The sequence below is a fragment of the Acinetobacter lanii genome (genome assembly GCF_011578285.1).
Taxonomy (GTDB): domain Bacteria; phylum Pseudomonadota; class Gammaproteobacteria; order Pseudomonadales; family Moraxellaceae; genus Acinetobacter; species Acinetobacter lanii.
In genome coordinates, this window is sequence record NZ_CP049916.1 from 2,865,511 (window position 1) to 2,884,755 (window position 19,245).

Annotated in this window: 22 protein-coding genes and 1 pseudogene; 17 read left to right on the plus strand and 6 right to left on the minus strand. The window is 41.8% G+C overall.

Annotation, left to right across the window (positions count from 1 at the left end):
* Positions 1 to 209: 209 nt before the first annotated feature.
* The 4 genes from leuA (at position 210) to G8D99_RS12975 (ending at position 4,346) form a co-directional block, all read left to right on the plus strand.
* Positions 210 to 1,907 (plus strand): 2-isopropylmalate synthase, encoded by a 1,698-nt coding sequence (gene leuA, locus G8D99_RS12960; protein ID WP_166326585.1) that lies wholly within the window; start codon positions 210 to 212, stop codon positions 1,905 to 1,907.
* Between the two features lie 101 nt (positions 1,908 to 2,008).
* Entirely contained in the window at positions 2,009 to 3,169 is a 1,161-nt protein-coding gene (gene metX, locus G8D99_RS12965; protein ID WP_166326587.1) for a homoserine O-succinyltransferase MetX, read from the plus strand.
* The gene (gene metW / locus G8D99_RS12970) at positions 3,169 to 3,762 is read left to right on the plus strand and encodes a methionine biosynthesis protein MetW (protein ID WP_166326589.1); all 594 of its coding nucleotides are present in this window, start codon (positions 3,169 to 3,171) and stop codon (positions 3,760 to 3,762) included. The genes metX and metW overlap by 1 nt, the downstream gene beginning before the upstream one ends.
* Positions 3,759 to 4,346, plus strand: coding sequence for a tetratricopeptide repeat protein (locus tag G8D99_RS12975; RefSeq protein WP_166326591.1), 588 nt, complete (start codon positions 3,759 to 3,761; stop codon positions 4,344 to 4,346). Before metW ends, G8D99_RS12975 begins: the two co-directional genes overlap by 4 nt.
* Before the next feature lie 66 nt (positions 4,347 to 4,412).
* Here the strand turns inward: G8D99_RS12975 and G8D99_RS12980 are convergent, their stop codons facing one another.
* Entirely contained in the window at positions 4,413 to 4,661 is a 249-nt protein-coding gene (locus tag G8D99_RS12980; protein ID WP_166326593.1) for a hypothetical protein, read from the minus strand.
* Between the two features lie 218 nt (positions 4,662 to 4,879).
* Between G8D99_RS12980 and rdgB the strand changes: the two genes are divergently transcribed.
* Positions 4,880 to 5,506: an RdgB/HAM1 family non-canonical purine NTP pyrophosphatase gene (rdgB, locus tag G8D99_RS12985; protein WP_166326595.1), complete on the plus strand. Its 627-nt coding sequence runs from the start codon at positions 4,880 to 4,882 to the stop codon at positions 5,504 to 5,506.
* An 84-nt stretch (positions 5,507 to 5,590) separates the two neighbouring features.
* Here the strand turns inward: rdgB and G8D99_RS12990 are convergent, their stop codons facing one another.
* On the minus strand, positions 5,591 to 6,472 hold the full coding sequence (locus G8D99_RS12990; RefSeq protein WP_166326597.1) for an AEC family transporter: 882 nt from the start codon (positions 6,470 to 6,472) through the stop codon (positions 5,591 to 5,593).
* Positions 6,473 to 6,662: 190 nt separating this feature from the next.
* Between G8D99_RS12990 and tatA the strand changes: the two genes are divergently transcribed.
* From tatA to G8D99_RS13010, 4 genes and pseudogenes are all read left to right on the plus strand, one after another.
* Complete coding sequence (tatA, locus tag G8D99_RS12995) at positions 6,663 to 6,884, plus strand: Sec-independent protein translocase subunit TatA (protein ID WP_406741523.1); 222 nt, start codon at positions 6,663 to 6,665, stop codon at positions 6,882 to 6,884.
* 32 nt (positions 6,885 to 6,916) lie between these two features.
* Positions 6,917 to 7,118 (plus strand): annotated as a pseudogene (tatB, locus tag G8D99_RS15735) (Sec-independent protein translocase protein TatB); the annotation flags it as partial.
* A 340-nt stretch (positions 7,119 to 7,458) separates the two neighbouring features.
* Positions 7,459 to 8,253 (plus strand): twin-arginine translocase subunit TatC, encoded by a 795-nt coding sequence (gene tatC, locus G8D99_RS13005; protein ID WP_166326603.1) that lies wholly within the window; start codon positions 7,459 to 7,461, stop codon positions 8,251 to 8,253.
* Between the two features lie 244 nt (positions 8,254 to 8,497).
* Entirely contained in the window at positions 8,498 to 10,477 is a 1,980-nt protein-coding gene (locus G8D99_RS13010; RefSeq protein ID WP_166326605.1) for a PhoX family protein, read from the plus strand.
* 79 nt (positions 10,478 to 10,556) lie between these two features.
* Here G8D99_RS13010 and G8D99_RS13015 read toward each other — a convergent pair whose 3' ends face one another.
* Positions 10,557 to 11,351: an NRDE family protein gene (locus G8D99_RS13015; protein WP_166326607.1), complete on the minus strand. Its 795-nt coding sequence runs from the start codon at positions 11,349 to 11,351 to the stop codon at positions 10,557 to 10,559.
* 93 nt (positions 11,352 to 11,444) lie between these two features.
* Between G8D99_RS13015 and lgt the strand changes: the two genes are divergently transcribed.
* The 3 genes from lgt to G8D99_RS13030 all read left to right on the plus strand — a co-directional run bounded on the left by lgt (position 11,445) and on the right by G8D99_RS13030 (position 13,254).
* A complete protein-coding gene (gene lgt / locus G8D99_RS13020) occupies positions 11,445 to 12,254 on the plus strand; it encodes a prolipoprotein diacylglyceryl transferase (protein ID WP_166326609.1) in 810 nt (269 codons plus the stop codon).
* 242 nt (positions 12,255 to 12,496) lie between these two features.
* On the plus strand, positions 12,497 to 12,880 hold the full coding sequence (locus G8D99_RS13025) for a hypothetical protein (protein ID WP_166326611.1): 384 nt from the start codon (positions 12,497 to 12,499) through the stop codon (positions 12,878 to 12,880).
* Positions 12,881 to 12,882: 2 nt separating this feature from the next.
* Positions 12,883 to 13,254, plus strand: coding sequence for a hypothetical protein (locus G8D99_RS13030; RefSeq protein ID WP_166326613.1), 372 nt, complete (start codon positions 12,883 to 12,885; stop codon positions 13,252 to 13,254).
* A 51-nt stretch (positions 13,255 to 13,305) separates the two neighbouring features.
* On the opposite strand, the gene G8D99_RS13035 is transcribed toward G8D99_RS13030, so the two are convergent.
* On the minus strand, positions 13,306 to 13,839 hold the full coding sequence (locus G8D99_RS13035; protein ID WP_166326615.1) for a peptidoglycan amidohydrolase family protein: 534 nt from the start codon (positions 13,837 to 13,839) through the stop codon (positions 13,306 to 13,308).
* Positions 13,840 to 14,326: 487 nt separating this feature from the next.
* Here G8D99_RS13035 and thyA point away from each other — a divergent pair, with 487 nt between their 5' ends.
* The 5 genes from thyA to msrA all read left to right on the plus strand — a co-directional run bounded on the left by thyA (position 14,327) and on the right by msrA (position 18,118).
* Positions 14,327 to 15,169, plus strand: a complete 843-nt coding sequence (gene thyA, locus G8D99_RS13040) for a thymidylate synthase (protein ID WP_166326617.1) — start codon at positions 14,327 to 14,329, stop codon at positions 15,167 to 15,169.
* A 123-nt stretch (positions 15,170 to 15,292) separates the two neighbouring features.
* Complete coding sequence (locus G8D99_RS13045) at positions 15,293 to 15,805, plus strand: dihydrofolate reductase (protein ID WP_166326619.1); 513 nt, start codon at positions 15,293 to 15,295, stop codon at positions 15,803 to 15,805.
* 38 nt (positions 15,806 to 15,843) lie between these two features.
* Complete coding sequence (locus G8D99_RS13050) at positions 15,844 to 16,914, plus strand: Lnb N-terminal periplasmic domain-containing protein (RefSeq protein ID WP_166326621.1); 1,071 nt, start codon at positions 15,844 to 15,846, stop codon at positions 16,912 to 16,914.
* A gap of 125 nt (positions 16,915 to 17,039) precedes the next feature.
* Complete coding sequence (locus tag G8D99_RS13055; protein ID WP_166326623.1) at positions 17,040 to 17,495, plus strand: META domain-containing protein; 456 nt, start codon at positions 17,040 to 17,042, stop codon at positions 17,493 to 17,495.
* 98 nt (positions 17,496 to 17,593) lie between these two features.
* Positions 17,594 to 18,118, plus strand: a complete 525-nt coding sequence (gene msrA, locus G8D99_RS13060) for a peptide-methionine (S)-S-oxide reductase MsrA (RefSeq protein WP_166326625.1) — start codon at positions 17,594 to 17,596, stop codon at positions 18,116 to 18,118.
* Positions 18,119 to 18,207: 89 nt separating this feature from the next.
* Here msrA and G8D99_RS13065 read toward each other — a convergent pair whose 3' ends face one another.
* Together G8D99_RS13065 and G8D99_RS13070 are read right to left on the minus strand one after the other, a co-directional pair.
* Positions 18,208 to 18,612 (minus strand): ExbD/TolR family protein, encoded by a 405-nt coding sequence (locus tag G8D99_RS13065; RefSeq protein WP_166326627.1) that lies wholly within the window; start codon positions 18,610 to 18,612, stop codon positions 18,208 to 18,210.
* Positions 18,612 to 19,235, minus strand: a complete 624-nt coding sequence (locus G8D99_RS13070; RefSeq protein WP_166326629.1) for a MotA/TolQ/ExbB proton channel family protein — start codon at positions 19,233 to 19,235, stop codon at positions 18,612 to 18,614. Before G8D99_RS13070 ends, G8D99_RS13065 begins: the two co-directional genes overlap by 1 nt.
* Between the last annotated feature and the right edge of the window lie 10 nt (positions 19,236 to 19,245).

Sequence of the window (19,245 nt, forward strand, 5' to 3'; positions counted from 1 at the left end):
AACATTTCGATTTAACTCGATTAAACTTTAAGTTATAGGTTTGCAAAGTTTTAAACATATATCTGAGTTTTCAGCATTTTATTTAAAAAGTCATAATTTGTTGCAGACTAAAATTTGTAAACCGCTTACGTAGACACAATCTATATTGGTAACCATCCATTGCCTAAATCAAAAATACGAGCAATACAGGTTACACAAGGAGTTACCTCATGATGTTGGCTGATCCAAGTAAAAAATACCGTCGCATGTACCAACGTGTGGACTTGCCAGACCGTCAATGGCCGAACAATGAAATCAATAAAGCGCCTATTTGGATGAGTACCGACCTGCGTGATGGTAACCAAGCGATTTTTGAACCAATGGACATTGAACAAAAATTCAAAATGTTCCAAATGTTGGTAAAAATCGGTTTTAAACATATTGAAATTGGTTTCCCTTCTGCCTCTCAAATCGATTTTGACTTCACCCGTAAATTGATTGAAGAAAACCATATTCCAGATGATGTATACATCGAAGTATTGGTTCAGGCACGTGATCACTTGATTCAACGTACCTTTGAGTCTTTACAAGGTGCGAAACGCGCGATTGTGCATATTTACAATTCAAACTCTCCAACGTTCCGTGAAAAAGTATTGAATGTCGATATTGCGGGTGCGAAGCAATTGGCTGTGAATGCCGCACAAAAAGTGAAGGAATATGCAAAGCAATATCCTGAAACTGAGTTTGTGTTTCAATACTCTCCAGAATGCTTTACAGCCACTGAATTAGAAGTAGCGAAAGATGTCTGTGATGCGGTGACAGAAATTTGGGAAGCTTCACCAACGAATAAAGTGATCTTAAACTTACCTGCAACGGTTGAAGTTTCAGGTCCACATGTTTATGCCGACCAAATCGAATGGATGCATCGTAATATTGAACGTCGTGATGGTGTGATCATTTCGGTACACTGTCATAATGACCGTGGCTGTGGAATCGCAGCATCAGAACTTGCAATTATGGCCGGTGCTGATCGTGTTGAAGGCTGTGTGTTTGGTAATGGTGAACGTACCGGTAACGTCGACGTTGCTGCGATTGCATTGAATATGTATACCCAAGGTGTTGCGCCTGAACTTGATTTCTCGAACATTAACGAAATCATTGCGACCATTGAGGAATGCACAGGTTTGCCGGTACATCCACGTCATCCGTATGCCGGTGATTTGGTCTTTACCGCGTTCTCAGGTTCACATCAAGATGCCATCAAGAAAGGCTTTGAGTTCCAAAAAGACCAAGACATGTGGGACATGCCTTATTTACCAATCGATCCAAAAGATTTAGGTCGTGACTATGATGCGGTGATTCGTGTCAATTCACAGTCAGGTAAAGGGGGTATTGCGTACTTGTTAGAATCGAACTACAACGTGGTATTACCGCGTCGTTTACAAATTGAATTCTCTCAAGTGGTGCAACAAGTCACTGATGAACAAGCCAAAGAAATTTCTGCACCAGACATTTGGGCATTGTTTAAAGACACCTATGTTGCCACTAAAGATGCACATTATTCTGCACAGAACTATCGTTTATCCGATGAAAATGGCAGCCAAGTGATTGAGCTTGATGTGGTCGTGAATGGTGAAACTCAGCACTTACGTGGTGAAGGGAATGGTCCAATCTCTGCGATCTTAGATGCATTACAATTGCCAATTGATGTCTTGAATTATGAAGAACGGAGCATTAGTTCAGGTGCAAGTGCAAAAGCCTTGGCATTGATTGAGCTTCAAGTCAAAGGAACCGGTAAATCTGCATTCGGTGCAGGTGTCCATGACAACATTGTGACCTCATCAATTGAGGCGATTATTGCCAGCACCAACCGTTTAATCGAGCAAGGTGTACTCAGCACTGAACAATTGGTGGCTGCTGCGGTATAAGTAATTGCGATATGCAATAACATTAAAATGACTTTAGAAGGATACCCTCAAGTGGTATCCTTTTATTTATTCATACTAAAGATTTAAGGCGAATTATTCCTGTGTCTTTTCCAGCTGACTCTGTGGGTATTGTTACGCCACAAAAGTTTCAATTTGAAGAACCACTGGCATTAGAATGTGGTCGAATTCTCCCTCGTTTCGACTTAATGGTTGAAACTTATGGCACGCTCAATGCCGATAAATCCAATGCCATTCTGATTTGCCATGCCCTCTCTGGTCACCACCATGCTGCAGGCTATCATCATGAAGATGATAAAAAAGCCGGCTGGTGGGATGCATGCATTGGCCCAGGCAAAGCGATTGATACCTCTAAATTTTTCGTGGTTGCTTTAAACAACATTGGTGGCTGTAGCGGTTCTACAGGTCCTACCTCACCGAATCCTGAAAATGAAAATCGTCCTTATGGTCCAGATTTTCCATTGGTGACAGTACGTGATTGGATCAAGACCCAAGCGATGCTGTCGGATCGTTTGGGTATTGATGTTTGGTACTCTGTGATTGGTGGCTCACTCGGTGGGATGCAAGCGTTGCAATGGTCGGTGGATTATCCTGATCGTTTAAAAAACTGTGTGATCATTGCCAGCGCACCAAAACTGTCTGCACAAAATATTGCCTTCAACGAAGTGGCACGTCAGTCAATTTTATCTGATCCAGATTTCCATCATGGCCGTTATTTGGAAAATGACAGTTATCCTAAACGTGGTTTAATTTTGGCCCGTATGGTCGGTCATATTACCTACTTGTCTGAAGAAGCGATGAAACAAAAATTTGGTCGTGACTTAAAGTCAGGCAAATTTATGTATGGCTTTGACGTCGAGTTCCAAGTTGAAAGTTATTTACGTTATCAAGGTGAGCAATTCAGCCGTAACTTTGATGCCAATACCTACTTGATCATGACCAAAGCATTGGATTATTTCGATCCTTCGCGTGAATACGAGCAGTCTTTGCAAAAAGCCATGGCCAACACGAAGTGTCGTTTCTTGGTGGTGTCATTTACCACGGATTGGCGGTTTGCGCCTGAACGCTCTCAAGAAATTGTCGATGCACTGATTACCAGTCAAAAACCGGTCAGTTATATCGATATTGATGCTGAACAAGGACATGATTCGTTCTTGTTCCCGATTCCTCTGTATGTAAAGACACTGCGTGCGTTCTTAGGTGGCCCTGAACATTTACAAGCAACACCGAAGGAGACTGTGTAATGCGTATTGATCAACAACTCGCAGATAAATGGATTAGCCCGGGATCTAGTGTGCTTGATTTGGGCTGTGGTGATGGCGAATTGTTATCGCAAATGGGCAAAAAACACCAAATTCGTGCATACGGTATGGAAATTGATCAGGAAAAGATTGCAATTGCGGTCAGTCGCGGGTTAAATATCATTCAACAAGACTTGAACCTCGGTTTGGGACGCTTTGCCGATCAGTCGTTTGACTATGTGGTTATGGCACAAGCTTTGCAAGCTGTAGATGCACCTGATGTACTTTTGCGTGATATGGTGCGTGTAGGGAAACAAGCGATTATTACTTTTCCTAACTTTGCCCATTGGAAGACGCGTTCTTTCTTGGCTCTCAAAGGAAAGATGCCTGTTTCAGAAGCTTTACCGTATATGTGGTATAACACACCGAATATCCACCTATGCACCTTTAGAGATTTTGAAGCACTGTGTGCAGAAAATCAGATTAAAATTATTGATCGACTTGCCGTAAATGGGAATCAACAAGGCAGTATGCTCAGCAAGCATCTGCCAAATTTGTTCGGTGAAGTCGCTATTTATCGAGTGAGCGCTCTATGAAAAAATTATTATTAGGCAGTACTTTATTTTTGGGTTTATTGAATTTCCAAGCCCACGCTGAATATGTACCACAGCAATCAACCACGGCTCAGGCAGCTCAGTACTCACGTATGAGTATTGCTGATTTGCAAAAAGCAGCCAAAGCGGGTCAAGCGCCTGCTCAGTTCTATTTGGCAACCTATTATCAAAAAGGCACTGGTGTTCAAAAAGATGCCAAGCAAGCGTTTAGCTTATTTAAAGCGGCGGCTGATCAAGGTCTGACGGCGGCACAACTGAATGTCGGTCGTATGCTGATGGAAGGTCATGGTACGTCTAAAAATGAAGCATTAGCGCGTTCGTATTTTGAGAAAGCGGCGAGTCATGGTGACAACCGTGCCAGCTTCAATCTTGCGATGATGGAAGAGCAAAAGAAAAATTACATGGGTGCATATCAGTGGTATGAACTATCTACCCGTGATGGCATGCTCGACAACCGTGTGATGAATTTATCTGAAACCAAGAAAACTGCTTTGGCTGCCAACTTGACCCCTGAACAAATTCGTCAAGCCCGTGATCGTGCTGATCAATGGATTCAAGCGCAATAATGGAAGCGCATTAGAATTCAAAGCTTATTACGAAAAAAGCACCTCAATTCAGGTGCTTTTTTTACGTTAAATTTTAAGCAATGAGCGACTCAGAACGTCTAGAATTTCTTTATACAGCTTGGTATGCTCATCAATATCTTCTTCACGTGATTTCAGTAACTCAATCAGATATTGCTTTTCCACGGCATTGGTTGCCAGTCCAGCAATAATTTGGGTTTTGTCCTGAATTTCTTCAGTGCCCAGATCAATTTCAGATGCCAACTCAATCAACAGGCTTTCTGCTTTATCCAAAATATAGCGTTGAGTGGCTTTCATTATGGCTGCGGTCTTAAAGTAGTATGTTGACCCACATATTTTAATAATTTTAAACTGAATAGCTACCTCTAATCGGCTTGATCCGTCTGTTTATACGACAACCTCCGCCATGATTGATCGTGCTTTCTTCTACTGGCTCATTTCGAGCTTGATCTGCCAGATATTCAAGCGTGACCGAAATCAGTTAAAATAATGTTTTTAATATTTGAGTTTTTGAAATGTCTGCACAAGATTGGCTGTCTCAAGGCACTTTGGTTTTAGCAAGCAACAACAAAGGCAAAATTGCTGAATTTGAAAAACTTTTTGCTGAACTAAATCTGCCTGTAGAAGTGGTGCCACAGGGTAAACTCAATATTGAAGATGCGATTGAAGACGGTCTTAGCTTTGTTGAAAATGCGATTATCAAAGCACGTCATGCCTCACGTATTTCAGGCAAACCTGCCATTGCAGACGATTCAGGACTCTGTGTTCCTGCTTTAGGCGGTGCACCCGGGATTTATTCGGCGCGTTTTGCCGGTGAACATGGCAATGATGCAGCCAACAATGCCAAACTTCTTGCAGATTTAAAACCATTACGTAAAGACGGCGAAGTCATTGAAGGGATGTTTGTCTGTGTTTTAGCATTGGTGCAACATGCAGAAGATCCACTGCCACAAATTTTCCAAGGCATTTGGTCAGGTGAAATTTTAGCGCAAGCCCGTGGTGAAAATGGCTTTGGTTATGATCCATTGTTTTGGGTCAAGGAACTGAATATCTCAAGTGCTGAACTAACTAAAGAAGAGAAAAATAAAATCAGTCATCGTGGTCAAGCGATGCAGCTGTTTAAAGCAAGTTTGGAAAAATAACTTACGCTTATTACGCCCTCTCCCCTTGGGAGAGGGCTGGTGTGAGGGAGCGAGTTTAAACCCTCTCCTTTTAGGAGAGGGAATTTACAGGGTGGGTATCATTAAATGCAGCAACGCCCCATAAATACTGATGATGATTGCACTGGCAAGCGTGCCTGAAGCGATATATTTGGCTGAGATGCCCGTACCTTGATAATGCGTTTCTAAAGCCACAATATTGGCCGCAGGTGGCAATAAGAAAAACATAAAAATAATCGCATAGGTCAACTGTTGATGCGGAATTGGCAAAATAAAATAAGCCAAGATACACAAGAATAATGCGATTACAGAGCGGCTTAAAATCAGGACTAAACTTAGTTTTAAATCAGCCCATCCGATTTTAACAGCACTCAGCCACATGCCTAAAATACACATGCCACTAAAGGTCACTAACACTTTATTGGCGGCATAAATGCCAGTTAAAACTGGGTTATGTTCAAAGGCATGGAAATCCCAAAAGGATAATACCCCTGCAATGCTCAGTGCCATCACCGGTGGCGAGGTCAACATATTTTTAATAATAAAGCCAGTCTCTTGCTTGGTTTGACTCACTGCCATCACCGCGCAGACATTACCAAACAATGACCCACCAATGTACATCGCTACTATGGTTGCACTGGCTTGCGGTCCAAAAAGTGCCAAGGCAAAAGGAAACCCAAGCCACGCCCCATTTAAATAACTAAAACACAACGCCCGTAATTTATCTTTTTTCCAGATATAAAAAATACTGAAGAACACGATCGAACTAATCAGACTCAACAGGATCAGCCATAAACTACCTTGCTGATAAAACACCATGTTGTAAATAATCACCAGAGGAATAAAAATCTTCGCCAATAAAGACGCCAAAATCGGACGAATGCTTTTTAAATACTGAACGCCCCAATAACCCATCAGAAAAGAGATTAAGGGCAAGATTAAAGCCATAACAATCTAAGCGTATCGATCTGAATTGAATTGATCCTATCACAGTACCGCGCTTCCCTTATTTTGAATCGCTGATATGGCTTATCTGAAATAACAGAAAGTCTTGTCTTTAAACTGACATATTTTGGTCACATGCGTGTCATCTACATCTGTTCAGATAAATGCATAAATAAAACAGGAGAACACCATGATGGGACTTTCTATTTGGCATGTACTCATTTTTGCAATTGTTGTCATTCTATTGTTTGGTACATCCAAACTGAAAAACTTAGGCAAAGATGTCGGTGGTGCAGTCAAAGACTTCAAAAAAAGTATGAAAGAAGATGAAGCTGAACAAGCACGCTTGCAAGCGCCACAAACGCTTGAAAATACTGAATCTAAATCCGTTCATTCGCATTCAGTTAAGAGTTAAAAGTCTGAGAATAACGATAAGAGAATGACATCATGCTGAATGTTGGAATGACGGAATTACTCTGCTTTGCCATTATTGCACTATTGGTTTTAGGGCCTGAAAAACTGCCTGAAGCTGCTCGCTTTACTGCAAAATGGTATGGCAAGGCCAAACGGATGATCAGTAGCATTCAAACTGAAATTGATCAAAGTTTAAAGTTGTCAGAGTTTCGGGCAGAAATGCAAAAAGAGATTGCACGCATGACTGAAATTGAACAGCGGCTTCAACAAAAAATGGATCTTTTGAATCAGCAATATCAGACGCAGGCTCCATCTCAAAGTTCTCTAAATTCTAATCCTCAGCCTACTGATGCGATGACTGATACGACTCAAGCTCATATTGAAACGGATACGTCTGCTCACCTTAGTGTGATTCCGTCACTGCACCAATGGAATTTTACATTTATGAAAAAGCATGATGCACATTATGAGCGTGTTCCATTTAAACAGGCCTTTATTCAAGTTCAACACCCCCTGTCCCCAACCTTGGCACATCCATTCACGAATAACACCAATAACCCAATGAAGATTGCCGTATGAGTGAACTGCATATAGAGACTGAAAAGTCAGAACATCTAAAACAAGAACACCTTACACAAGAACAGCTTGAACAGATGCCTGTGATGCAACATTTGGTCATCCTTAGACAGTCTTTGTTTAAAATCGTGGGCATTATCTTACTGTTATTTTTTTGCCTACTGCCCTTTCGAAATAACACGTATCAGCTTCTCTCTGATCCATTGACTCGACAACTGCCCGCAACATCCACCATGATTGCCACCGATGTAACGGCGACGTTTATGGCACCATTTAAACTCAATTTGTTTGTGGCATTTATGCTGTCTATGCCCTTTATCATTTACCAAATTTGGTCGTTTGTCCGACCTGCCTTATATGAAAAAGAGCGTCATCTGGCGATTCCACTGCTGCTCGGCAGTATTTGCTTATTCTATATCGGCATCGCATTTGCCTATTTCATTACCCTGCCTGCCATTTTGCATTTCTTTATCAGTGTTTCACCAGACAGTGTTGCTCCGATGACCGATATCAATAGCTATTTAAGCTTTTGCTTAAAGCTGTTTTTGGTGTTTGGTTTAACCTTTGAAATTCCCATCATCACTTTGGTTTTGATTCTTATCGGTGCGGTCAGTACGCAGACTTTGGTCAAGAAACGCCGTTTTATTATTGTCGGTTGTTTCTTTGTGGCGATGTTCGTCACACCGCCTGATGCGCTGTCTATGCTGATGCTTGCCGTGCCGATGTGGCTACTCTTCGAAATGGGTTTAGTCTTTGGCAAAATTTTAGAAAAACGTACACACTCGAATACTTAAAACTTTTTCATTCAAAAGCTTCATGCCATCTGGCATTGAAATGCACTGAATCCCCCTTCAGTGTATTTCTGTTTGGATCAACAGTATATCCACAATGAACATTGATCTGTCACTCATATGCGTGTCTTTAAACTGACTTCAAACTGTCAAAATACCGTCATTTACCCTGCATACAATCGTTGAAGATCAATATAAAAACTGAACTTAAACACTTCAAATTAAACAAATGACAATGGATTTTAATATGACAGCAAACACAGCTCAGCCTAGTCGTCGTGATCTACTTAAATGGTTTACCGGCATTCCTTTTCTTCCCCTTGGGGCAATGGCGACCGCAGCCTCACTGACAGGTTGTAATGAGGACAATAATAATCCGAATGTCATCACCCCGCCTGTCAAACCTGCCAACCTTAAGCATGCAATTTTTACTGCAATGGCAGCACCCATTGCACTTTCAGATCGTGCAAAAACATCGGTGAGTTCTAAACTTAAAATCGATTGGGATGATGCTTCAAGTACCGAATATCAACTCGGCTATAAAAGCTTTTTCGAGACAGGCTCAAAAGTCCCGAAATGGGGTGGCGGTGAAATCATTGCCGGTGGTTATTTCAATGCAAAGGGCGAGCCGATTATAGATGTTTCAGTTCCAACCTTACCTCGCCAATACTTTTCAGACTGCCCCGATGGTTCCTCTCTTATTCATCTAGACAATGCGAAAGTAGACGACGTCAAAAATCCGGTGTTTCATGTGGTGCAATTTGAATATGCCTCACAAAACCAAGCCGGACAAAGTGAATATGGCAACTTGCCCTCACCGATTGCTATTTTGACCTTAGATCAAGATCAAAATACCGGACACTTAGAACTGAAAAAATACTTCAATGTCGATACCTCCCCTGCGCATGGTTTGTGGATTACTTGTGGTGCCAGCATGTCGCCTTGGCATACCCATTTATCCAGTGAAGAGTATGAACCGGATGCCTTTCAACAAGGCATTGGTGGACCCAGTGTCGAGGGTTATGGTCAAAACTTTTTTGGTGATGCACGCTTAGCCAAGCCTTATAACTATGGCCACTTGCCTGAAGTGATTGTGAATCCAGATGGTTCAGGCAAAATCGTGAAGCACTTCTGTCTAGGGCGTATTTCGCATGAACTGGTGCATGTGATGCCTGATCATAGAACGGTGATTATGGGGGATGACTACACCAATGGTGGCTTCTTTATGTTTATCGCAGATAAAGAAAAAGATTTGTCTGCAGGCACACTCTATGTAGCGCAATATATGAATCTGCTGACGGAATCCACCACCGCACAGATCAAATGGATTGAACTTGGGCATGCCACCAGTCAAGAAATTGAAGATTTGGTCAATAAGCAAAATATTCAGCCGACCGATATTATGGAAAGCTTAACGATCAATCCAAATGATCCATCCTTTACTGAAATTACCTTAGCCAAGAAAAAGCTCTGGGTGAAAGTTAAACCCGGGATGGAGAAAGCGGCTGCCTTTTTAGAAACCCATCGTTATGCGGCCTTAAAAGGGGGAAGCATGGCCTTTACCAAAATGGAAGGCACCACCATCAACATTAAAGACAAAAAAGCCTATTCAGCACTGGCCAATATCCAAGACTCGATGGTCAAAGATAGTAATGGTTGGGTGGCAAGCCACAATGTCACCTTTAGCAAAAAAGTCACTGCAGGCGGAATTTTGGAACACGATTTAACTGCAGGACAAAGCACAACCGCAGGTAACCCAATTAAAAGTGAATGGGTGCCGTATCAGTCTAAAATCTTAGTTATGGGTGAAGACATTGCTGTAGACAGTTTAGGGAATACGGCGCATCCAGATAAAATCGCTAGTCCTGATAATTTAAAATTCTCTGAAACACTACGTACACTCTTCATTGGTGAAGACAGCGGTAATCACCCAAATAATTTCCTCTGGGCCTATAACATCGACAGTAAAGCCAATCCCGTGCGCTTACTTTCAACACCCTTTGGTGCGGAGTCGACTGGGCTTCATGCGGTCGACTCGATCAATGGTTGGACCTATATTATGAGTAACTTCCAACATCCGGGCGATGCCAAGGATATTAGCGGACTCAAAGCAGCAACCCTTGCCAATTACAATGGCGGCTATAGTGCAAGTGTCGGCTATATCACCGCAGATCCAATCGCCCCTTCGCTTATCAAGAAAGTAACCGAAACCCATAAAGCTTCATAAATGTTAAGTGCTGTATCTCTGAAGTACAGTAGCCATGTTAAAAAGCCGATGGAGCATCGGCTTTTGATTGTTAAATCACTCAAGCTTTTAGTGGAATCATGATTTCGATAATTTCATTTTGATGCTCGCCTTGCTGGGTTTTCTCAAGCCAAGACCAATACGGTTTTGGTACTTGATTATGTAATCTGAGTAAGTTTGAACAGCGTGTGCCATAGACTGGGCTTTGAATAAACGTAGAAGACAATAGTGCCTCCATCTCTACGCTGATGCCGGTATTGGGCAAGTGCTCTGTTAAGATTTTTCGTTCATCTTCCAAAATATCCCACGCTGCAAACTGAATATCTTTTTCAGGTGTCTGTTGATGTTGCAACATCGGCAAAAATTCTTGGGTAAAACGTTTACGTAAATGTTTGGTTTTTTCCCAATCCTCAGTCATGAGTCCATTCGACACCACATAGACTCCTTTCGGCAAAATCTGTGGCGCTTCACCTCGATTGCTCATATAAACCGCTTGCTCTGCATTGCCCAAGAACAAGTTAAAGCCTGCATAGTCACATTGTGTTTTTTCTAAGGCCTGTGTAAAACGAATCGGCGTGAGTTCAGACTCTAGGAAAGATTGAATCAATTCACCTCGAGAGGTGGCATAGCTTTTTTTATCCTGACCCTCTCGAAAATTGGTCACGATGGCCCAACGCCCTGAAGCTGTCACCCCCATCCATGTGCCGCCTGACTGTAAGTCCTGACCAGCAACAATCGGGCTATTTGACCACACATGAACTTGTGAAGCCGGACGGTGATAAAACTCATCACGGTTTGAAATTAAGCATAAGGGTACATTTTCAAGTACATGCCAAGCCAATGCCACGATACACATAATTGATTCTCTTTAACTTTACACACTGAATGTACAACATTTTTCAAATCTTTCAGATAAAATCTGTGCAAAACAGAATATCAAGGAATTGGAATGCTGACTTACCCCACTATTGACCCCGTTGCAATATCGCTGGGTCCTTTACAGGTGCATTGGTATGGACTGATGTATTTACTGGCATTTTTATGTGCATGGGGACTTGCAACCTATCGTTCAAAACAACGTGGTTGGACCCCGGAAATGGTCTCTGACCTGATTTTCTACGGCGCATTGGGCGTGGTGTTGGGTGGACGTCTCGGTTACGTGTTCTTTTACGGCTTTGATCAGTTCCTTGCTAATCCGTTGTGGTTATTCCAAGTGTGGACCGGTGGGATGAGTTTCCACGGCGGATTCTTAGGCGTGATGTTTGCGATGCTGTTATGGTGTAAAAAATACAGCATGACCTGGTTCCAAACTTTAGATTTTATTGCCCCTTGTGTACCGACAGGCTTGATGTTTGGTCGGATTGGTAACTTTATTGGTGGTGAGCTCTATGGTCGTCAAGTGACTGACCCTAATTTTGCTTTGGGCATGATTTTCCCGACTGATCCATTGCAATTGGTGCGTCATCCCTCTCAACTGTATCAAGCGCTGTGTGAAGGTTTAATTTTATTCCTTGTCCTGTGGTTCTTTAGCATGAAACCACGCCCACGTTTTGCCGTGTCTGCTTTGTTCCTCATTGGTTATGGTATTGCACGCTTTGTCGTAGAATTCTTCCGTGAACCAGACAATGGTCAATTGTTTATTGGTTGGATGAGTAAAGGGCAATTCCTCACTGTACCAATGATTTTGATCGGGATGTGGATGATGTGGTATGCCTACCAGAAAAAAATCTATGATTGGGGTCCACTTAAAAATTCTTAATCGATCCGATGGATTGAATCAATGAGCGAGGAGAAATCCTCGCTTTTTTTATGACTGAGATTGATAGATTAAAATCCCAAGACTGCTTTGAAGATTGAGCATTGAGCTGTGATTTAAGCATAGTATTTGCAAGCAATTTAAAGCCATTGCCAGTCTCTATTTCTATTCACTTCTGTGCCATGCTGAGCCCATTAAAACTATGCTAAAGTAGCTACAATATTCAATAATCATCCTTTACTACAATGCTTGAATTTTGGTTTGATCCTAAAGTTGCCATTTGGCATAAGCTAGCTTTCTTTGTTTTATTGGCTGTGATTTCAGGTGCCTTGTATTGGTATCAACCCCTAAAATTAGATTCCATTTTAATGTTTCTCGGTACAGGCGTGATTTTTCTGATTTGTCGCTATTGTAAAATCCATTTTGTGAAAAACAATACTGCAAGTTTTGCGTACCGTGTTCTGACTTGGATTCCGATTGCACTACTATTGGCATTGATCTTTATGCACATGAAAGACGGCGAAATCCTGATTCCGGGCGCACAAGGATTGGGTTTTATGGCTTTAGCTATTTGTTTGTTCTCACCGCTGTCTTTACTCAATTCCAATCCAAAGATTGAAGCCAAATAATCATGTTGGATTTTTGGTATTCGGAACGTTGTACACGTGAAATCAAACTGATCGTCTGCATCAGCACCTGTGTGACGATTTTACTATGCGGAAAAATCGCCTCACTCAGTCCTGTATTTGTTGGCTTCAGTTTGGCTGTAGGGGTTGTCATTCATGTTATTCGAATGCTCAGTTTAAAGGCTCAATCGAGCCATTCACATCAGACTGGTTTTCAAATCATCGTCTTGAGTGTGATTTTGATCGCGATGATCAGTCTGATCATCAATTTACCCAAGCCACATCAATGGGTACTTGCGGCACAATGTTTGGGTTATATTGCGATTGGCCTAATGCTCGTATCGATTTATTCAAATCGAGCTAAACGCTTCGAATAAAAAAACCTACTCGATCGAGTAGGTTTTTTTAAATTTGGGATGAACTATCGCTTAGTCTTGCATACGGTAATAACTGTAGTTCACATTTTCATTGCGATATACCGCATAACCCGCTTGTCTAAAGTCAGAGACCCAATTTGAACCGGTATAGCCTGCAATATGACCATACACATGTGAATTGGTGCGGTGAATGATGTAGATATCGCCTTTTTTCGGATTATCAAAAGACACTGGGATTTTCTTATAACCGATTTTAGTTAAAGTCCCACCCCAATCCGCTGCCGCCACAGGATGGCTATTGAAACGTGCACCAGCTGACTCTAATGCCAAGCGAATACTTTTGGCACATTTTTGTGAACTGGTACGTGCCGTGACATTTTGCAAGCGTTGAGTAAATTTACCAATATCGATCCGTTGACCGCTGGTCGACGACGTATAATTACGCTGATTTGAGGCTCTTAGTGAAGAAGTTGAAGCGGGGAAAACATCGTCTTTTGAATTATTTTTAGATTTCGACCGAATGACTATTCTCGTTTCAACAGGAGCATGAATCTCACTCATATCACTGTGTTGATCGTAAATCATTCTAAACTTAATCCTCTCAATACCAATCCATCTCTCGCACGAAAGCGTGTTCAGACTTCATTTTTCAAGCGTTGAATCATACAACCTGAACCTTTATTTTTCACACATTAAATGTAAACAAATATTCACATTTGCAACAAAATACGTCTAACTGAATATTTTTTAATTAGTTTAATTTTTTTAAATTATTTTGAATATTTTTTTAAAAAAATAAATAATGCCAAGTAGTTCTCATTTATTATCTGATTGAATCTATTCAAAAAATAAAAATCCAATAAATTATGACATGGGATCAGAGCTTGTCGCTTTAATTCAACTCGATCTCTTCAACAGTCAGTTAAAGATTAAAAAAATAGATGAATTAGTATAAACTGCAAAGCTCAAAACAGAATTTTGCCATGCTAAAACCACTTACATATGTCCATTGCTTATGCATGGATTTTCAGTGCGCGATTTGGCTATTCTTCACTCACACTTTAGGACATTTATGAAAGCGTATTTAGACCTATTACAACACATCCTAGACAACGGTGGCGACAAAGGCGACCGCACAGGTACAGGTACACGTTCTGTATTCGGTCATCAAATGCGTTTCGACCTTTCCAAAGGTTTTCCTTTATTGACCACCAAGAAAGTGCATTTCCGTTCCATCGTGATTGAGCTGTTGTGGTTCCTCAAAGGCGATACCAATGTTCAATATTTAAAGGACAATAAAGTCTCGATTTGGGATGAATGGTCGACAGCAGAACAGACTGCACGTTTTGGTCGTCCCGAAGGTGAGCTTGGTCCTGTCTACGGTCATCAATGGCGTAACTTTGGCGCAACCAAAAAAGACGATGGCTTATATGAACAAGATGGTTTTGACCAAATCAAATGGTTGGTCAATGAAATCAAAACCAATCCCAATTCACGTCGTTTAATCGTGTCGGGTTGGAATCCAAAAGAAGCTGGTCAAGTGGCATTGCCGCCTTGCCATACGCTGTTCCAATTTTTTGTACACAATGGCAAATTGTCTTGCCAACTGTATCAGCGCAGTGCGGATGTGTTTCTTGGCGTACCTTTTAATATCGCAAGCTATGCGCTACTGACGCATATGATTGCGCAAGTGTGTGATTTAGACGTCGGTGATTTTGTTTGGACGGGTGGCGATACGCATTTATATGCCAACCACTTTGAACAAGCAAAATTGCAATTGACTCGTGAACCTTTGCCACTGTGTCAGTTAAAACTAAATCCAGAAATCAAAGACCTATTTGATTTTAAATTTGAAGATATTGAAATCGTGGGTTATGAATCGCATCCAGGTATTAAAGCCCCTGTTGCGGTTTAAGTTCGATTACCCTCTAAAATCCCCCACCCTTGGGGGATTTTTTTAGCGTATTGCCTAGGATCATGGTTTCGGCTTTCGCTACAATGATGCTTAGCGCATAACAATAGACAGATTGGAAAGATTATGGCATTTCAAAATTTAGAAGTGGTTCACGTGGTTGCGATGGATCAACGTAACTGTATTGGTAAAGGCAATGATTTGCCTTGGCATATTTCCGCGGACTTAAAGCATTTTAAAGAAATTACCCAAGGCGGTGTGGTGGTCATGGGACGCAAGACCTTAGAGTCAATGGGTCGTACCTTACCCAAACGCGTCAATTGGGTCATTACCCGCGATCAAAATTGGGCTTTTGATGGCACCAAAGTGGCCTACACCATTGAAGATGCTTTGACGCAAGCGGTTGCCGATGTGCACGCCTCAGAAAAACCGAACAGTATTTTTATTATCGGTGGCGGTGAGATTTTTAAACAAACTCTTGATATTGCAGATCGCTTAGAACTGACCCATGTAGAGCTCGATGTTCAAGGCGATGCACACTACCCTGTAGTCCCTAGCGAATTTAATAAAGTCGCTTCAGAACAACACATCGATGACAAAACTGGCATTGCTTTTGAGTTTGCAACTTACCGAAAATAAAGCCCATTTCAGCCCCATAATAATGAAAACAACAGCTCATGCATAATATCGGTAAACGAGAATTTTTTGCTGCACTTGGAATGGGCTTGCTCCATTCCATTTTCAGTTTATTTGTCATCTTCTCTTCAATCTGGCTATGTTTAGCGCTTTGGATTCAGGAACCTTTCGACTGGCTCATCAGCCGAATTTTAATCGGTGCTTGGATTGCTTTTGCACTGAGTGTCTTGGGCATTTATGCCAGCCAACATGTCTTTAGTCGCCGTAAAGATGTGATCATTTACATCTTGGTGTTTATCCTAAGCTTATGTTGGTATTTCGGTTTAGCCCCGCGACACGACCGTGAATGGAATGCTGAAGTCGAAAAGTCACTGCATTATGAGCGTCAAGGTGACAAGGTCACTTTGCACAATGTGCGGCATTTTGATTGGCATGCCAATGGTCAAGCCACACCGCGTTGGGAGAGTCGTAGCTTTGATTTAAATCAAATTACGGGGGTGAATATTATTACTTCCTACTGGATGGGACCTCAAATCGCGCATACCTTAGTTAGCTTTGATTTTGCCAATACCAAGCCACTGACTTTCTCTATCGAAATACGCAAAGAAAAAACTGAAGACTTTTCAGCGATTGGGGGCTTTTTTAGAAAATTCGAACTGAGTCTGATTGCATCGGATGAAAAAGATATTATCTATACCCGAAGCAATGTGCGTGGCGAGCAAGTGTATTTCTTCCCTGTGAATATGGCCAAGCCTGAAATGAAAGCTTTATTTGAAGAATACTTACACAAAGCTGATCAACTACAACACGATGCCAAGTGGTATAACACCCTCAGCTCTAACTGCACCACCTTAGTGTTCGATATGGTGCAAGCCGTGTCAAAGAAACCCTTACCCACTGATTATCGATTATTGGCTTCGGGCTATTTACCCAATTATCTCTATGATTTAAAGGCACTTGATCAGCGTTGGGACATGAAAACGTGGTATCAAAACGCCCATGTCAATCCACGCACGCTACAGTTTGCACATTTCAAACATCAAGACAGTGAAAACTTTTCTAAAGTACTGCGCTACGGCTTACCACACAGCAACCCAGAGCATGCGCCCTGATTTTTAGCAAATTAAGCAAAAATAATTCGGTTTCTTAACACTGTGATACACAGTTAATCTAGTGATTTTACTGTTTTTTTGTTTATATAGAGGCAGGACAAACAAGTTAAATCATGGGGAATAAAATGTTAAAAAAATTAATCATCGCGAGTGCGATTGCAATGTCATTGACGGCTGTTGGCTGTAGCACCACACAGACCTCAACCAAACAACAAGAAAATCTGAATCTGTTGCAGAACAAAACTTGGATTTTGACGCATATCGGAGCAACCGAATTTAAGACTGATCCAACGGCGCATAATGTACCTAGCATTCAATTTGACAGCGCAACACAACGTGTCAGTGGTGCGGATGGCTGTAACCGTATTATGGGGGGCTACAGCATTGAAAAAGACAAACTGAGCCTGACCCAGCTTGCGGGTACGCAAATGATGTGTGTTAACACCATGGAGCTTGCAGGCAAATACAATGCAGCGCTTGCTAAAGTGGCGGCCTACCAAGTCTATGGCAAAACCTTGCGCTTACTCGATGAGCATGGCAACCCAGTTCTACAGTATGAAAGTGCGATTCAACCGCGCTAATTTAAATCAATTCGCAGCTATGGGGTCTTGGCGCAGACATTGTAATCGTGTCATATTGCCCCATATATAATGTAGAAAAGATAAGTAGGGTTTAATAAATGCAACAGGCTTTATTTGGTGGTGGTTGTTTCTGGTGTGTTGAAGCTGTGTTCCGTCAGCTCAAAGGCGTCGAACAAGTGTTAAGTGGTTATGCAGGTGGTACCACCGTAGCGCCAAGCTATGAAGCGGTATGTACTGGTGAAACCAATCACGCTGAAGTGATTCAAATCGATTTTGATGAATCACAAATCACCTACAAGCAATTACTGGAAGTCTTGTTTGCCATTCACGATCCAACCACATTGAATCGCCAAGGCAACGACATTGGTACCCAGTACCGTTCAGTGATTTTCTATAAAGATGAAGCACAACTTCAAGATGCCAATGCGGTGATTGAAAGCTTAAAAGCGATGGATTTAGACATTGTGACTGAAGTTAGCCCTGCGCCAACCTTCTATGTGGCTGAAGAGCATCATCAGAACTTCTTTGAAAAGAATCCTGCACAAGGGTACTGCAATTTCTCGATTCCACCGAAATTGCTGAAACTACGTAGCAAATTTAATGACTTGATGAAAACTGATTAATTCTATTTTTCAAGCATAAAAAAGCGACCTGAAAGGTCGCTTTTTTATTCGCTATGGATCACTTATTCTAAATCAGAAGCTGATTAGACTTAATTATCCGTTGCAAAGGCAATGTCAGAGAGCCCGGCTTCGCTCGCACGCGACATTACTTGTGCAACAGTATCATAACGAGAGTCTTTGTCTGCTTTTAAAATAATCGTTGGTTGTTGAGGCGCTTGACCCGCTGTATTCAAGCGGTTTTGCAATTCCTCTAGGGGAATGATTTTATCATCCCATGCCACTTCACCTTGAGCATTGATACTCACTTGAATGGTTTCAGGTGGCGGATCAATAATATCAGCAGTGGTCTTTGGTAAACTTAATGGAATTGATGGGTTAGCAACGGTTGCTGTCACCAAAAAGATGATCATCAAAACCAACATAATATCGATCAACGGGATGAGGTTCATCTCCGTCATACCAGTGTCGTTGTCTTCACCCAATTGAAAAGCCATTAAGCTTGACCTCCAACTAAACTTTCTTTACTTGCATTCACTGTCGCTTTAGGCGCAGATGAGTCTTGTTGCAACATGGTGTCGATCAGAAGACTATGTGCATGGTCTTGTAAATCATTGCTCAGCGTACGGTTAATACGGATACAGATGTTGTAAGCAATTACCGCAGGAATCGCCACAGATAGACCAATACCGGTCATGATAAGCGCTTCACCTACGGGTGTTGCCACTTGTGCTAAACCAGCTTGACCACTTTTACCGACTGCAACCAGTGCATGGAAAATCCCCCACACGGTACCAAACAAACCTACGAATGGTGCCAATGAAGCGATGGTACCGAGTACTGCAACGCCTTTTTCAGCTGAAGATTTCTCTAAAGCAATTTGACGTAGCAAGGCTTGTTCAGCCACAGCTTTACGTTGTTCAAAGCCTAAAGGCGCAAGTTTCGCTTTCAAGCTGTTTAAAGCTTTTGAAAGTTGAGCATAAGCTGTTTGTTTCAGTTGACGGCTGCCCATCACGCGTAAAACTACAATGGTCCATGTCGCAATCGACATCGCCAATAACACGAAATACAGTGTTTTACTCACTGCATCAGCATGCTGCCAATAAACTGAAAAGTTCATACTCGAACTC